Raw genomic sequence first — 17,092 nt, forward strand, 5'->3', positions numbered from 1 at the left:
CTAGTTTCCTAGTTTGTTCTTTGATTTTCATTGAGTATTACTAGCTTTTTTCGTATTAGTTCAGCCTTTTTGTTTGCTTTTAGTAGTAGGCAAGGAGCTGTAGATAGAACTCAAGTTCATCAAAGCGACTTAAGGCCCTAATAAAAGATAAACCAAACGACGGATAGAAAAAAGCCCACACACAGAATATACTTCCGTGTGAGGGCGTTGATAACGCGGTGCCACCTCAATTATAAAGGGACTATCCCTTTACATCTCTGCCTTGTTTAACAACAAGCTGCACTGTAAGGTGTGCGCACCGAATTTTCATTGTTTCAAATTCATTTTCAAAATCAGCCCACTTTCACTACTTCCAACCACCTATTCACAATCACCACAGGCTCCCTGAAGATCAAAAATAGTTACTTTTCTGATTTGTTGAACTTATTTTAATACTTTGTTTTTTCTTTGTCAAGACTTTTTTACGATTTTTTTGAAAATATCATTCGAATGTGACCATGTCTTCCTTAGATCGAACATGAACATGTCCCACTTGTTAGAAATTGGATCCAACTCAATAGAAACTGAATGGAGGCTAAACAGAACTTATTTTAGAACACTCCATCTTTTCCACTAGGATTTTCAAGAATTAAACAATACTAGAAACTCTGTCTCCTAACAAATTTAGGAGAAACTTCAACAGATATGACACTTTCCCCTTTAATAATTGCTAAAACACCTTCTATCATTTCTTTAGCCAATTTAACATAATTGGGAGCAATTGTAGACAAAGCTGGAGTATAATACTGAGAAATAGGAATATTATCAAATCCAATAATAGAAATATCATCTGGAATAAGAATTCCTTTCTCATAGCACGCACGAATCAAGCCCTGAACCTTTTCATCTCCTGAAACAAAAATAATGTCCGGATAATTTTGGGTAGTCAAGTGCTGCATTGCATAAGAATAAACTGAATCAATTGTAGATAAGCCATAAATGACTTTTAAATCCATAAAGTAATTTTTATCATTCAGAAAAGAACGCACACCTCTTTCACGATCCTTATTAACATGAGATTCTCCTCCCATAAGCAACCACATATTTTTAAATTTTTCTTCAGTTACAGCTTTCATCATATCATAAGTAGCTTGAAAATTATTATTAGATACATAGACTACTCCAGACGTTTGAGATTCACCGAAAACAAGAAAAGGCATATGGTTCTTCTTTAAATACTGAATTCTGATATCATCTACACTTTCATAAAAAACAATAACACCATCTACTAGGCTACCTGTGCTTGATATAATTGAATTACTAATTGTATCCTCCTCTCCAAAGTACTCAACTATAGCATTAACACCAAATTCTTTACACGTCCGTAACACTTTATCTAACAGCGTATGAAACCAAATTAAAGGAAAAGAGTCGATTTTTTTTACAGAAATCAATATATTTATAGCTTCTTTTTTAGTTAAATTTTTTGCATACGCATTTGGAATATACGACAATTCCTCTATAACTTTTTGAATCGCTTGATAAGTTTCTTCTTTAACATTTACTCCACCATTAATAACTCGTGAAACTGTTTTTGGAGAAAAACCTGATAAACGTGCAATATCATAAATAGTTACCTTTTTCCCATTTATATTTTTCATTTCAGTCCTCCATTACGAACATTCTAATATTACTATACAATATTTAATTTTTTTTAACAAGAGAATTTAGTAAATTATTTAAGATCCACAAATTCACAAAATTAATTTTACAAATATTCTTCCCCTTCAAAAAAGTTTAAATTGCATTTCACACCTTTATTTTTAAGAATGTTTCCAACTTCACGACAAATAAATTCATATGAGAAAAAACTACCATAAAATTGTAGATTAACTTTTTCAGTAAAATGTGTAGGATTTATAAAAACATATAATAGCCTGTCAATGCAACATTTTAACATAGAGTTAATTTTTTCTTTAAAGATAACATTTGTTATCAACTCATCAGGAGGTAAATGAAAGGCAAACACCATTTCATAAATATCATAAAAAGAAATAAATTTGTATACTTGTATCAAACAATTATTATCAAAATATTCTATTTTACCTAAATCAAAATTGATTTTATAATCTTTCATAAAAACCTCTGAGCAAAAATCTACTCAAAAATTAGATGATTAAAACATCTAAAAAACAAAAGGACAAAAACATCTGTCCCTTTGTTTACTAAATTTCAGCTAATTTCTTCGACATAAATAACACCTACAATATTAGCAATTTCTTCCATTAGTTTAAGGTGCTCAAATCTACCTGATAATTCCAGAGTAATAAATGACGCGATTTTTTTGTCTGGAACATCAAAATATTCAATTCTGTCAGAATTAACATCTCCAAATGCAGTTCTAGAATCAGTCATTCTAATGCCATTTTCTGCACAATAAACCAATACACGATTATAGGCTTCTGTAGATTTAACCACTATATACAATTCAATCATTTTAGAACGATTTCGTAGATATTTTTTTAGTGGTTGGAACATGGATATCACACCCCAAACAGAAATGGCTACTAAAAGAGCTCCCTCATAAAAACCTACTCCAATAGCTAATCCAATTCCAGCTGAAGCCCATATTCCGGCTGCAGTTGTTAAACCAGTTATTTTCTTTTTATCTGTAATAAGTATTGTTCCAGCCCCAAGAAAACCAACACCTGATATAACCTGCGCACCTAAGCGTGTAGGATCTCCTGTACCAAATTTATAAGATACGTATTCATTCGTCATCATAATTAAACATGCAGCCAGACAAACAATACTATGTGTACGAATACCTGCTGGTTGAGATTTACTTCCTCTCTCTAAACCAATTACACCACCAATAACTACTGATAAAACAATCCTGACAACTATTTCAATATGTGATAACCCAAGACTAGTGGCTGTCATGATTATTTCCTTACTTTACGCCCCGGTCTTTGTGTGAAGTATAATACAGTTCCAGAAACAATCATCAGAACAATTGTATAAACAAATACCAGAGCTTGTGCATTAGATGTTGCTGTTTCATCACCTGCAGATCGAATCGTAATACCTAATGGTTGAGCTAGGGGATGGTAAAGGAATACAGATAAGTCGAAGTCAGTTAATAAAGAGTTAAAGTTTAAAGCAATAACAGAGAGAACAACCGGTAAAATAAATGGAATGATAACCTTCATCATAGTATAAAAAGGTGAAGCACCCATACTTCTTGCTGCATCTTCCATCTCATCATCAACACTAAATAAAATAGCACGTACCATTCTATAAGAAAATGGGATTTTTACAACTATATATGCAATAAGTAGAATTACCAAACCACCTACCAAAATCTGATTCAAGACAAGAAATTGTGGCTGATTAAAAGTAAATAATAAACTTACTGCTAAAAGTGTACTTGGTAGTAACCAAGGAAGTAGAGCACCATATTCAAATAAGAAATCAAAACGAGATTTATGTTTTCTGACAACACGAGCAAATACAACTGCGAGAATTGTTGCTGTTGTCGCAGCAATAATAGAATAAATAAAGCTGACCAAGAATGGAGAGAATGCCGCACTATTACTAAAGAATAAGCGATAATTTTCTAAAGTAAAGTTTGATAATGTTAAGTTACCTGTTTGAATTGCAACTGGATCTGTAAATGAGTATAATACTATAAAAATTAGTGGAAGCATGAAAACTGTGAACAATCCATATGCTACAATGTGAGCAATGATATTCCAAGGCTTAGACGCAATTTTTTGTTTTTTAAGAGGCGCTTTAGTCTTAGAGATAGAAATATAATTTCCACCTTTTTCTATCTTATTCATGATAGTAAGCAAAATTGTAGTTGCAATACCTAAAATAATTGCAAGTAAGGCAGCTAAATCACGAGAATTCCCCATCCCTGCAAATGTAATAATCATTGGATTTATAGTTTGAAATTCTTTACCACCAACAATCATGGGTGCTGCTACTGCAGATAAACCACTAAGAAAAACCATAATAGTAAGTGCAAATAGAGTTGGAATTAAGGTTGGTAACACTACTTTTCGGAAAACAGTAAATGGTTTTGCTCCCATATTTCGAGCAGCCTCAATAGTGTGATAGTCAACGCTTCGAATTGTATTTGTTAAAAACAATGTATGATTAGCCGTTCCTGAAAATGTCATAATGAATAAGACTGCACCATACCCAATAAACCAGTTAGGGTCTAAAGAAGGGATAATATTTTGTAAAAATTTTGTAATCAATCCATATGGACCATAGACAAATTTATATCCAGTCGCTAAAACCACTCCTCCATAAATTAAAGAAGTCATATAACCTAATTTTAAAATTTTAGCACCTTTAATATCAAAGTACTCTGTAAATAGAACACAAAGAATACCTACGATATTAACTGTAATAATGAGTGAAAATGCTAACTTAAAACTGTTCATAATACTCTGAAGTGCTCTCTGAGATTTTAGAACACGATGTACAGCATCAAGGGAAAATTCTCCTCCTTTTACAAATACATTCACTACTAGATCAAAGTTTGGATAAATAATAAATGTTACTAAGAACCAGATTAACCCTAAACGAATAAGCCAATCTTTTAAATTTAATTTATGACGCATACTGCACCTCCTTAAAATTGCAGAACGTCTGATGGTGTGATAAATAATTCCACACTTTCTCCGACAGATCTAATAGCAGCCTGACTATCAATACTTGTTACATTAAGAATCTGACTTTCAGAAACTTTTATTGTATAGTGAATTGTAACTCCAGAAAACTCAACATCAATAATTGTCCCTTTTAGAATAAAATCTTGTTCAGTTTCACGATTGAATCGAACTTTCTCTAATCGAATGTATCCTTTTTTATCCTCTAAGAAAACGCTTGTATTTTTCAATAATACTTCGTGGACTGTTTCATCAGTCAAAACATTAATATCTCCAATAAAATCACATACAAATTCAGTTTGAGAATTATGATAAATTTCTACTGGTGTACCGACCTGTTCGATGTATCCATTGTTAAAGACTGCAATTCTATCAGATAAAGTCAAGGCTTCCTCTTGATCATGAGTAACATATAAAGTAGTAATACCTAACTCTTTTTGAAGTCTTTTCAACTCTTTTCTCAAATCTACACGTAATTTTGCGTCAAGGTTTGACAATGGTTCATCTAGACAAAGAATTTTAGGTTCAAGAACCAGAGCACGAGCCAATGCTACCCTTTGTTGTTGACCCCCAGATAATTCTGATACATTACGCTGTAACTGTTGATCAGAGATCTTAATTTTTGCTGCTACTGCTGATACTTTAGCTTTAATAACATCTGGAGCTACCTTCTTAACTTTTAAACCAAATGCAATATTATCAAAAACAGTCATAGTTGGAAATAGCGCATAAGATTGAAATACAATACCAATTCCACGCTTTTCAGGTTCCAAATGAGTGACATCTGTTCCATTAACTTCAATACTTCCTGATGATGGATTTAGAAAACCTACCAAAGCTCTCAAAGTAGTTGATTTACCACATCCTGAAGGCCCAAGAAATGTAAAGAATTCCCCTTCATGTATATCTAAATTCAGATTATCAATTGCAACAAAATCACCATATTTAATTTGAATATTATCAAATTTAATCATCTCACTAACTCCCTCTATTACTAAACCAAAAGCCTCTCTTTATTTCTTCTATAAATTTAGAAATAATAGAGAGACTTGGACATAAAAATTAACTCTTATTTCTTATTGTACGTATTCTAATTCAGCTTTTTCTACCCATTCATCCAAATGTTTTCCAACAGCTTCCCAGTCAATATTTTGTGGTTTCACTTGATCAACAAATTTTTTCGTATCTTCAGGTAACTCTGTTAGGGCATCTTTATTTGCAGGAATAGATCCAAAGTTCTTACTATATTCTACTTGAATTTCTGATTGACCAAACCAATCAATAAATTCTTTAGCTAACGCTTGTTTTTTACTAGTGCTTAAAACCATAGTTTGTTCAGTTACAAATGGTACACCAATCTCAGGAGTCATAACTTTGAAAACAACATTTTGTTCTTTTTGTCCAACTAATGCACCAGAACCCCACATCATTCCATATTGTATTGGATCTTCTTTATCTAACATCTTAACAATTGAACTTTCTCCCTTTTGAAGAGTGTATGCATTTTTCAAATATTCTTTTGCTGCTTCCCAACCTTTTTCGGAAACACCTAATTCACCTTTATCATCAAGGTATCGAACTAAGATACTTGCTAGAATTGCCCGTCCTGTACCACCTTGAAGACCAGAAATTGAATATTTACCTTTATACTTACTACCTAATTCAGTCCAATCTTTAGGCATTTCTTTTACATCAGGCGCTCCAATTAAAACTAATGGTTGAACAATCACAGGATTATAATAATTATCTTTATCTGATAAAGATTGATCAATTTTATCTAACCATTTAGGCTTGTACTGGACTAGTAATTTTTGATCTCTAATTTTATTTGAATCAACAGCACCAATTCCAAATACCATATCTGCAACTGCATTATTCTTCTCGGCAATAACACGGTCTGCTAATTGAGCGCCAGGAATATCAACCATTTTTATATTAAAACCAGCTTCTTTTGCTTTAGCAGTTAACCAATCACCACGACCATTTGAGACTGAGTTCGAATAGATTACTAATTCTTGACTTTTATCAGCTTTTTCTTCAGATGAAGAAGCAGTCGTAGAATTTGAACCTCCAGAGCAAGCAGCAAGTGTAGTAAGAGCAACTCCCGTTGCAAGTACAGTAGACCAAACTTTCATTTTTTTCATGATAAGTTCTCCTTTTTTATTATTTTATTTAAATTTTTCGTGATATGGAACAAATTGTCTCATATCTTCAAATACAGTATAGTCAATACGGTTTACAGTAATAGTTGGAATCTTCTCTAATAAAATTTCAGTTAATTCTGCTCTGACTTTAGTAAACTCTTCTTCCTCCTCTTCGGTTAGAGGAATCCGAAGATACCCAATTGAAATATGGAATTGATATCTATCATGATTAGGGAAACGAACACCTGCTTTTTCTGAGACATAAGTACGAATTTCTTCTAATCTCTTTGCAGAAGCTTCATCTGCAGGTTCAACTAGTATGTTTTGTTTTCCCATTTCAGTTATACGCATATGAATTTCTTCATCCAACAATGGAAAAATTTCAAGTTGTTTAGCAAAGTAATCATGTATTTCCTGTAAAGGTGTATCTAGAGGAAGATTACTGCTCCAAAACTCCGTTTCACGATTTTCATGGCACAACAATTCAATTACAGTCATGTGAATAGAATTCCTTGGAGTTAAAGTAAACTTATCGATAAATGGTAATTCTCTATAACGTGATTGAATAATATCAACAACTTCCATCAAATCTTGTTTAGTATAAAGATTTGCTACAACTGTATTCCCAGGGAAATGATTAAATTCCCCATTCTCTTTGAACTTAATTTTTGTTAAGTTTTTCATATAAAGACCTTCTTTTTTATATTTGACATCGGTGTCACTGTGTTTACATTATACAATGAAACCGTTTCCTTTGTCAAGCACTTGCAAACATTTTTTTAAATTTATCTTTCATTAAATATGCATTTCATTAAAAGGTTAAGTAATTTTTTCAAAATACAGCACTCATATAGACAGTATCATCAATTATAGCCATTGGGATTTTTTGATTGCCAATTCCATGTATCTCTACACATGTCTTCAATCGATTTTGTTGTCCTCCAATTTAATTCCTTATATGCTTTGTCTGCATTTGCATAACAAGTTGCAACGTCTCCTGAACGTCTTGGAACTATTTTATAAGGAATAGGGATCTTATTAACACTTTCAAATGTATTTACAAGTTGTAATACACTAGTGCCTTCTCCCGAGCCTAGGTTATAGATATAAACATCTGTTTTTTCAGATACTTTTTCTAAAGCTTTTATATGTCCTATTGCTAAATCTACTACATGGATATAATCACGCACACCAGTACCATCAAGCGTATCATAATCATTTCCGAACACACTTAGCTCTGACAGCTTACCTACCGCTACTTGTGCAATATAAGGCATCAAGTTGTTAGGAATTCCTGAGGGATCTTCCCCAATAAGCCCAGACTCATGAGCACCAATTGGATTGAAATAACGAAGCAACGCAATACTCCATTCTGAATCTGCCACATGAACATCTTTTAAAATTTGCTCAAGCATCACTTTCGTATACCCATAAGGATTTGTCGCACTTGTTTGCATCGTCTCAATTAGAGGTGACTGATTGTTAATTCCATATACAGTCGCACTTGAAGAAAAGACAATCTTTTTAACATTAAATTCTGACATCACTTCAACAAGTGCCAATGTACTCATAATATTATTTTTGTAGTACATCACAGGCTTTTGCACGGATTCTCCGACAGCTTTATAACCTGCAAAATGAATTGCAGCCTCAATCGATTCTTGTTCAAAAACTTTTCTCAATCCTTGTTTATCACAAACATCTAATTCGTAAAACACAGGACGTTGCCCTGTAATTGCTTCAATACGATCTAATACTAAAATGCTTGAGTTTGAAAGGTTGTCGACAATAACGACTTCCTTACCTAAATTTAGTAATTCTACTACGGTATGGCTACCAATATAACCAGCTCCGCCTGTTACCAATATTGCCATTTTTACTTCCTCCTAATTAATTCCAACCGATTTAACAAATCTCATAAATGCTTCATGTCCGGTTTGAGTATTCTTATAAACACCTGCATCTTCGAGAACTCTCGCAAATACTTGCCCTACTTCATGTTGAACTACGCTATGAACCTCCTCCTCTTTAAGTCCAGGATATTTTTCTTTCAATTGAACGGCCCATTCTAAATGATAATCAGCAATTGCGTTATCTTTTCCTAAAAGATATTTCTCAACTTCTTCTAACTCTGTTTTCAAACGAGGTGGTAAAATCGCAAGTCCCATCACTTCGATTAACCCAATATTTTCCTTTTTAATATGTTGTACATCTTGATGAGGATGGAAAACACCATCTGGGTATTGTTCAGTAGTATGATTATCTCTTAGAACAATATCTAATTCATATCTTCCGTCCACTTTACGAGCAATAGGAGTCACCGTATGGTGTGGGACATCTGCAGTCATTGCAATGATGTCTACTTCTAAATCTGAATATTCTCTCCACTTGTTTAGAATTTTAGTAGCTAAATCTAACAATCGATTTTTATTTTCACTTTGTAACCTAATTACTGACATTGGCCATTTTACAATACCAGCATTAACATCCTCAAAGTCTTTAAAACGAAATTCACTCTCAAATTTTGCTTTTTCCATTGGGAAAATATATTTCCCTCCCTGGTAGTGGTTATGACTAAGAATGGAGCCTCCTGAGATAGGAAGATCAGAATTTGAACCAGCAAAATATCCTGGCAAAATATCAACAATCTCCAATAATTGTTCAAATGTTTTAGAGGTAATAGCCATTGGTACATGTTGACTATTCAAAAATATCGCATGCTCATTAAAATATGAGTAGGGAGAATACTGGAATCCCCATACTTCGTCACCAAGTTTCAACCGAATAATTCTATGATTCGAACGTGCTGGATAATTTATTCGCCCCTGATATCCTTCATTTTCCATGCATAGTAAACATTTGGGATAATTAGTTGCTTTTACTAATTTTTCAGCAGCAATTGTTTTTGGATCTTTTTCGGGTTTTGACAAATTTATCGTAATCTCTAGCTCTCCGTATTTAGTTGATGCTCGAAACTCAATATTCTTAGCAATAGCAGAAGTTTTAATATAATCACTATCTTTACTTAATTTATAAAACTCTTCAACTGCTTCTTGAGGTGATATATCATATGAACTCCAAAAAATATCATTTAATCGACTAGGTAAAGGAACTATGAAATTCATTAACTCTGCTCCTAAACATTCCTTTTCCTCGATTAAATCTTTAATTTTACCGTTTTTTAAGGCGATTTCCACTAAGTAATCTTTTATTACTTTCAGGTCATTTTCATCGGAAATACAATCAGTTCCCTCCTCACCTATTAACGCTAGTACTCTATTTTTCACATATATTTTGTCAATTTCATTATACATTCCGTATTCAATTACTCTATCAACAAAATTATCAATAATTGTTTTCATATATTTTTCTTTCTAATTTATGTTCCCATATTTTCTATACATTATCCATTTATAAATTGCTTGCGTAGTATGAGCAATTTTATCAAGGTGATGAATAATATCTAAAGCACCAATTACTTCAGAAACATTCCCATCATCTTCAAATATGTAATTCATGATTTTCTTTTCAATATTTATACTAAGCTCTTCTATCTCATTCTGTTTTTGTATAACAACCATATCTAAACATCCAGATTGTTCCTCTCTATAACAAGATATAGCCCTATTCATATGCAGTCCGATAACTTCATGAAGTATTTTTATTTCTGAAATAATTTTCTTCAAAATTTCATTGTTTTGAATAATCTGTAGATTTTTTAAAATTTCAACAATTCTATCCCCAATACGTTCAATGTCAGTTGATATTTTTATTACACTAATAATTCTTCTTAAGTCATATGAAACAGGATGTTGTAAACAAATTAACTCAAATCCTTTTTTATCAATATTTAGAACTGACTCATTTATGATTAAATCTTCTTTAATCAATTCTACTCGTTCTTCATTTGATAAATATTCAAATAACTTCTCGTATTTATCAAGCACAGATACCCAAATAGTCTCTAAATTATTTGATAATTCTATAATTTCATTTTCTAAATATAACCTTAACATTTAGGTACCTCTTCTTAACAAAGTTCAATAGTAACAATTAATATTTTAAACAATATATCAAACATCAATAACTAGAATACTTGCATCATCCTTCTTTCCATAGATTGGATCAATAGCAGAAGAATTAAATCTCATCTTAATTAACTCTTCAAAAGTCTTATTTTGATTATTTTGATAGAATTCATAAAAGCCATCGCTCATTAAAACAATTTGTTCACTAGTAACATCTATTTGATTAATAATAGCATGGTCTAAAAATCTCTCATCCAACGAACCTATCCAGTACCCACTCGGTTGATTAGATAATTTTCTGATTTTTTGTAAAATAATTTTTTTATTTAAAGCACTATTTGTACCAATTGAATCTTTTATCTCATTTTTTCCTTTTTCAAATAAGTTATCTACTCTATGATCAGTTATTTCCATTTCGTTTACTAACATGACGCAGTCACCTAGCATCATATACTCCAACTTTTTTTCTGAAAGTTTAGCAAATATAAAAGCAAATGTTGGTAAGCGATAATACTCTGTTAATTCATATGAGTTTAAACCGATTTCATCTTTAACCTCTAGTAAAGCAGTTTCAAATATTTGTTTAAGAGTTTTTGATTCTTTACAATTAACCGACAAACTTTCTGATAAAATATGTACAACTTCTGAGACTGAATAACCTATCTCCTCTTTAGAATTATATAAATCTGTAGCTCCATCGATAATCCAAAAATACTGATTTTGTGAACCTACAGTATCCTCATTTTCTACAGAACTTCCTTGTATCGAACAAATTTTATTTATCTTTACCATAATACTTCAACCCTTTTAGTGTCAAAAGTAAACCAATTCCTGTCACTGTTAAGAATAGTTCCATAATCTTGTTCGAACCAGTCTTTGGTAATTTTTGTTTTACATCTACTATTTCTTTAGATTTATTAATATGATTTTCAGTTTCTCTGCCATCTCCAACTATTTTATAGTTTACTTCTTCTGTCTTATTATCTTGTTTATTGTCGATCTTGTCATTCATTTGTCTATTATCTTTACTTGAGTTAAACTCTCCGTTCTTCTGGTTACTATCAATTACATTATTTGAATTAGATTGTTTTTCCTCTTTGTTTTTTTCTTTTTCGTTTTTATCACTTAAATTATTTGTTACAATTTTGTAAAGCCCATTCTCCGTTACAATATTGAAATTACCATCGCTATCACGTATAACAGGTTCTTTCTCATTTGCATTAGATTTGATGAATGATATATACTTACCGGATAAATTATAAAATTGGTTATTTAAAACGGTTATTTTACCCTTTGAATCCTCAATAACAATTCCTTCTTTACCACCGAATATACTATTCTCTGAGACTACTAAATTATCACTAACTCGTAATAATTCAATATTTGGTTGTTCTGTTTCCTTAGAATTATTATTAATTACATTTTTTGTTACAGTAATATCTGATACTTTTCCTAAATATTCTGCACTATCTTTTGCAACTCGTATCGCTTTTGTTTTAGGATCGGCAATATTAAATATATTTTCGGCGATAACCACCTGTTTATTTAAATCTAATAGGTCTTTAGTGTTTTTATAGCTATAAGCATTTACTAAAGCTGCTCCGCTTTCTCGATAATGTACACTCTCTCCTTTAACTTTCTTATCAAAGCGATTTCCTTTGATTAATACATCAGTGAATCCTGTAAAACGTACACCTGCATACATCATGTTATCAAAATGATTATTTAAAATTTTAATATTAGAGGGGTTCTGTGTCGACAATGTTTGATAGTGTGTGCCAATTGCTGTTACTAATTCCCCAGATTTATCACTTTTGCCAAAATAGGAATTTTGAATAGTCACATTTTCAGATTTTTTCCCATCATCATTCAAGGCATAAGGAAAACCTTTTCTAGTTAATGGTTCAATCTGAATGCTCTCCTTACTTATGATTTGCCCATCCTTCATCGTTTTGGGTAAGGCTTGCCCAAGAAAACGAGAATTATCAACTAATACATTTTTCGAACCTGCAATTTGAATAGCATGCCCTTGATAACTATCCTTGAATGTTACATTTTTTATAGTTACGTTATTTGAATTCCCAATAGCAAATGCACCTGAAGAATTTATAAGTGGTAGATTTTTTGCTTTAGTTCCTTCTTCATTCAAAGCACCGTTCATATCAATCGTACCACCAGAATAACTAATATCTTCTATTGGGCCCCATTCTACTTGCGCACCATCATCCGTAAATAAACCTGTCATAAAAACAATGGAAGGGTGATTCTTAATATTTATACCATTTAGAATTGTAGCTTTCTCATTCAATTCTAAGTGTGTATGACTTTTTAAAAAAACAATTTCTTTTACTAAATAAGTTCCTTCAGGAAAATATACATTTCCTCCACCTAGCCCTTGAGCTGCAGCATCTATTGCATCTTGAATTGCTTGTCGATCATCATGAATCCCATCACCTACTGCACCATAATCTTTTACACTTAAAGCAGTATCTTCAAATTCTTTTTTGATAATTCTGTCACTTATAACATCTTCCTTATAACTCTTATTTTCATTAGTAGATGTTACTGTAGATTCAACTGTTCTGTTGTCTAATTGTGAATTGGAACGAATAGTACCATTAGAGCTGATACTATTAACACTTAACGAATTATCTAAACCATTAGTGGTTGAATTAGAGGCAATCATTTCAGCAGAACGATTCTGATTAACAGTTGGTGAATTATCTAAATCATTAGTAATTGCATTAGAAGACTCTTTTGTAGCCATCGGTGAAGAACTAGTAACAACTTCATCCGCTAAAATACCTTGGCTTCCCAAAATTGAAATTGCCAATAGTACCGAGCAAGTCCCCACCTTTAATTTACGAATACTGAATACCTCATTAGGAACAAAATATTTCATCAGAACCTCCAATTTTTTTACTATTTTTTAACAATTGATTATTACTTTTCTTAAAATAGATAGAGTGACACCGCTGTCATTATCTTTATCATATATTTTCCAAATTGAATTGTCAAGGAATAACACAAGAAAATATTAAAATTTATACTCTTCGGAAATCTCTTCAAACTAGGTCAGTGCCGCCTTGCCCTAAGTCTAGGTTACTGACTTGGTCAGTTCTATAGTAGATTGAAACTAGAATAGTACACCTCTACTTATAAAACATTGTTAGAAATCGATTTGACTATCCCGATCGATTTATCCTATTCTTATTTCATTTTACTATATCTACAACCTCAAAGCAGGGTTTTGAGCTATCTATGGCCAACTTCCTAGTTTGCTCTTTAGCCTTCCATTCAAAAGTGATGCTATCTTTCTTAGCTTGAATATAAAATATCCCATTTACTATATTTAAATTTATTGATATGTTGTAAATTATAAATGAAAGAACAAATACCTTGTCATACAAGCATTCGCCAGGGATATTTACCTGAATATCGCTCATATGGCGGATTGAAACTAAAACACTACAATATATTTCTTAAATAGACCTTCTATAAAAGCTAGATTTAACCTCGATAAAAATAGATGCAGTGCTTCTAAAATACTGGAATAGGGCATATAGGTAATCGTAGACAAGTGTTTTATAGATTATCTCGCAGGAGATCTAATGATGTATAGCAAGCATCACTAAACATATAGAATATCTGTATTATTATAATATCAACATGCTATAAATTCTATCATGCAAAAGAATGACTAGAACATGAAAGACAGGCACAAAACTTTGAACAATATTCTGAAAACAAAAAAAAGACGCGAGTTTCCACAATCTCACTCATGGAAACTCACGTCTTTCAAAAAATAGGGTGAATTGAAAACTAGAACAAGACACTAGATTTTCTAAATGATGTCTAGTAAGGATTCTAAATGCTACACTAAATTGCTCACATCTTATTTCAAACCACGGGACTCCCACAAGAAAGGAAAATCCTATAAAAATTCTCTCTCTCTGAGGAGAAAGGAGCCTCAACTACAGGTGTAAACTATTATCAATTGAAAACAACAGTTTTTACACTCAATTAGACTTTTTAGGGACAGGATCACTTTCGCTTGACTGTAGTTTGTCATTTTTTTGATAAAGTTAGTACTTTTTCAGAAACTGTTTTGAAAGTCTCAATGATATAGTCCACTTCTTCATCGCTTAATTTAGTGTGAAGAGGGAGCGTAATTTCATTTTCAAAGAAGGCATAGGCTCTTGGATAATTCGCCATATCAAAGCCAAGATTCTTATAGGCTGTCAAGAGCGGAAGTGGCTTGTAGTGTACATTGCTTGCAATTCCTGCTTTAGCTAATTCTTGGATGATAAGATTGCGTTCTTCTAAGCTCGCTCCTTCTACATGGGTAATGTAGAGATGGCGTGAAGATTCAACAGTATCAGTCTTGTGTGCCAATGGATGGATGCGAGAACCTGCAAAACCACGATCATAGCGGTCCACAATGTCCTTACGACGTTCTAGCAAACCAGAGTAACGGTCCAATTGTACCAAACCAAGCGATGCCATGATATCAGTCATATTGCACTTGTAGGCTGGTGTGACGATATCGTATTCCCATGACCCCAGTTGCATCTTGGCAAGGGCATCCTTAGTTTGCCCGTGAAGGGAAAGGATTTGGAATTCCTTGTACATCTCTTCGTCGTCAATCGCTGGATTGGCCTTCCAAGTCGCACTTCCACCTTCTGCCGTTGTAAAGTTCTTAACGGCGTGGAATGAGAAGGAAGTAAAGTCAGCGATAGAACCAGAAGGTTGTCCTTTATAAGTAGATCCCAAAGCGTGGGCACTATCAGAGACAATGACAATACGGTTAAAGGCCTTTTGCCACTTGCTTGAAGCGGTGAAGAAGTCACGTTTTTTCTCCACGACTTGGAACAAACGGTCATAGTCGCAAACAATCCCCGCAAGCTCTACTGGGATAATCACCTTGGTTTTTTCAGTGATAGCTTGCGCAAGCAGGTCATAGTCCATCTCAAAAGTATCTGCTTGGATATCCACCATGACAGGGGTTGCTCCCACGTGCGTGATGACACTACATGAAGCTGTATAGGTCATGGCTGGAACGATGACTTCATCACCAGGTCCCACTTCCAAAACGCGTAAAATCAACTCAAGAGCGGCAGTCGCAGAGTTGAGGCAGACAGTCTTAGGCGTCTCTGTATATTGAGACAAGCGACGCTCTAGTTCTTTTGTCTTAGGACCTGTTGTGATCCAACCAGAACGCAGAGTGTCTGCTACTTCAGCAATTTCTGCTTCCGTAATATCGGGTGGTGAAAATGGAATATTGTAATTTGGCATTGATTTGCTCCTTTTATCTGTACTCATTTTCTCATGACTACTTTATTTTAGCACTTCAAACACGGTTTGAAACATGATTTTGATGTCTCCAAGGAAACTAAACTCTCGGAGATAGGCGAGGTTATAGCGCATCTTTTCAGGAAGAACATGCTCCACATAGGCCTGATCAACCGACAAACCTTTCTCCGTCATTTGACTGATGATAGTGTCCTCATCCTTGTAGTGAATGCTGGCTGGAGAGGTAATTCCTGCTGGCAAAAGCAAGGTTGCCATCATTTCAGGGCTATACTGCTCTGTGTAACGAGGTACTTCAGGACGCGTCCCTACAAAAGACATTTCGCCTTTAAGGACATTGACCAGCTGAGGCAGTTCGTCCAAACGCACACGGCGGATAAAATTGCCAACCTTGGTAATGCGGCTATCGTTAGCAGAAGTCACCAGACTTCCTTTTTTGTCCGCATCCGTCACCATGGTACGGAACTTCCAAATCTTGAAAGGTCGATTGTACTGGGTCACGCGCTCTTGTTTGTAAATCACTGGCCCCTTGCTATCCAACTTGATCCAAATGCTCAAGATGAGAAAGATGGGTGAGGTCAGAACCAGTACTACCAAGGCTAGAACCCAATCCAAGCAACGCTTGAAAATCAGCGAACTCTTCCTTTTAGAGACAAGATGGTAGTAAGACTCAACCTCGCTTGATTTCATTTCCACGGGCAAGTCTTCCCATTTCAGCATGCTGTTCTCCTTTGTTTTTATTATACTATTTGTCAACATTTTTCATTATACCACAAAATGGAAAAGGCGGTGAAAGAAATCTGTAATTTGAAGGATTTCCTTCTTTTACTCAATGAAAATCAAAGAGTGTTAGGACATGGCCCCTGCCTGCAAGCTATACATCTTGTGATAGGTTCCTCCCAAGGCCAAGAGTTCTTCATGAGTTCCACTCCCGACTTTATCACTT

14 protein-coding genes are annotated in these 17,092 nt (G+C 33.5%); all 14 read right to left on the bottom strand.

The genetic code is table 11. From position 1 onward, the window contains the following. Positions 1 to 638: 638 nt before the first annotated feature. The 14 genes from HT719_RS02100 to HT719_RS02165 all read right to left on the bottom strand — a co-directional run bounded on the left by HT719_RS02100 (position 639) and on the right by HT719_RS02165 (position 16,866). Entirely contained in the window at positions 639 to 1,640 is a 1,002-nt protein-coding gene (locus tag HT719_RS02100) for a LacI family DNA-binding transcriptional regulator (protein WP_138703855.1), read from the bottom strand. Positions 1,641 to 1,747: 107 nt separating this feature from the next. Then, positions 1,748 to 2,116 carry a hypothetical protein gene (locus HT719_RS02105; protein ID WP_138699396.1) on the bottom strand — a complete coding sequence of 123 codons (369 nt, stop codon included), beginning with the start codon at positions 2,114 to 2,116 and terminating at the stop codon, positions 1,748 to 1,750. Positions 2,117 to 2,211: 95 nt separating this feature from the next. Then, positions 2,212 to 2,922, bottom strand: coding sequence for an MgtC/SapB family protein (locus tag HT719_RS02110; protein WP_000127548.1), 711 nt, complete (start codon positions 2,920 to 2,922; stop codon positions 2,212 to 2,214). Between the two features lie 2 nt (positions 2,923 to 2,924). Continuing rightward, positions 2,925 to 4,616 carry an iron ABC transporter permease gene (locus tag HT719_RS02115; protein ID WP_001216169.1) on the bottom strand — a complete coding sequence of 564 codons (1,692 nt, stop codon included), beginning with the start codon at positions 4,614 to 4,616 and terminating at the stop codon, positions 2,925 to 2,927. 11 nt (positions 4,617 to 4,627) lie between these two features. Further along, positions 4,628 to 5,638 carry an ABC transporter ATP-binding protein gene (locus tag HT719_RS02120; protein ID WP_023932608.1) on the bottom strand — a complete coding sequence of 337 codons (1,011 nt, stop codon included), beginning with the start codon at positions 5,636 to 5,638 and terminating at the stop codon, positions 4,628 to 4,630. Between the two features lie 102 nt (positions 5,639 to 5,740). Further along, positions 5,741 to 6,808, bottom strand: a complete 1,068-nt coding sequence (locus HT719_RS02125; protein ID WP_000738376.1) for an extracellular solute-binding protein — start codon at positions 6,806 to 6,808, stop codon at positions 5,741 to 5,743. Between the two features lie 24 nt (positions 6,809 to 6,832). Continuing rightward, positions 6,833 to 7,492 carry a DUF1868 domain-containing protein gene (locus HT719_RS02130; RefSeq protein WP_054394290.1) on the bottom strand — a complete coding sequence of 220 codons (660 nt, stop codon included), beginning with the start codon at positions 7,490 to 7,492 and terminating at the stop codon, positions 6,833 to 6,835. A gap of 179 nt (positions 7,493 to 7,671) precedes the next feature. Then, positions 7,672 to 8,682, bottom strand: a complete 1,011-nt coding sequence (galE, locus tag HT719_RS02135; RefSeq protein ID WP_172928086.1) for a UDP-glucose 4-epimerase GalE — start codon at positions 8,680 to 8,682, stop codon at positions 7,672 to 7,674. Between the two features lie 12 nt (positions 8,683 to 8,694). Then, positions 8,695 to 10,170 carry a UDP-glucose--hexose-1-phosphate uridylyltransferase gene (gene galT, locus HT719_RS02140; protein ID WP_172928088.1) on the bottom strand — a complete coding sequence of 492 codons (1,476 nt, stop codon included), beginning with the start codon at positions 10,168 to 10,170 and terminating at the stop codon, positions 8,695 to 8,697. Between the two features lie 12 nt (positions 10,171 to 10,182). After that, a complete protein-coding gene (locus tag HT719_RS02145; protein WP_172928090.1) occupies positions 10,183 to 10,824 on the bottom strand; it encodes a phosphate uptake regulator PhoU in 642 nt (213 codons plus the stop codon). A gap of 57 nt (positions 10,825 to 10,881) precedes the next feature. Beyond that, the gene (locus HT719_RS02150; RefSeq protein ID WP_084675176.1) at positions 10,882 to 11,628 is read right to left on the bottom strand and encodes a protein phosphatase 2C domain-containing protein; all 747 of its coding nucleotides are present in this window, start codon (positions 11,626 to 11,628) and stop codon (positions 10,882 to 10,884) included. Then, the gene (gene pfbA, locus HT719_RS02155) at positions 11,612 to 13,738 is read right to left on the bottom strand and encodes a multi-ligand-binding adhesin PfbA (RefSeq protein ID WP_172928092.1); all 2,127 of its coding nucleotides are present in this window, start codon (positions 13,736 to 13,738) and stop codon (positions 11,612 to 11,614) included. The genes HT719_RS02150 and pfbA overlap by 17 nt, the downstream gene beginning before the upstream one ends. Positions 13,739 to 14,904: 1,166 nt before the next feature. Beyond that, on the bottom strand, positions 14,905 to 16,131 hold the full coding sequence (locus HT719_RS02160) for a DegT/DnrJ/EryC1/StrS aminotransferase family protein (protein ID WP_171039173.1): 1,227 nt from the start codon (positions 16,129 to 16,131) through the stop codon (positions 14,905 to 14,907). Positions 16,132 to 16,173: 42 nt separating this feature from the next. After that, positions 16,174 to 16,866 (bottom strand): sugar transferase, encoded by a 693-nt coding sequence (locus tag HT719_RS02165; protein ID WP_119946757.1) that lies wholly within the window; start codon positions 16,864 to 16,866, stop codon positions 16,174 to 16,176. Between the last annotated feature and the right edge of the window lie 226 nt (positions 16,867 to 17,092).

It is taken from the genome of Streptococcus sp. k-378, assembly GCF_013277505.1.
Lineage (GTDB): Bacteria > Bacillota > Bacilli > Lactobacillales > Streptococcaceae > Streptococcus > Streptococcus pseudopneumoniae.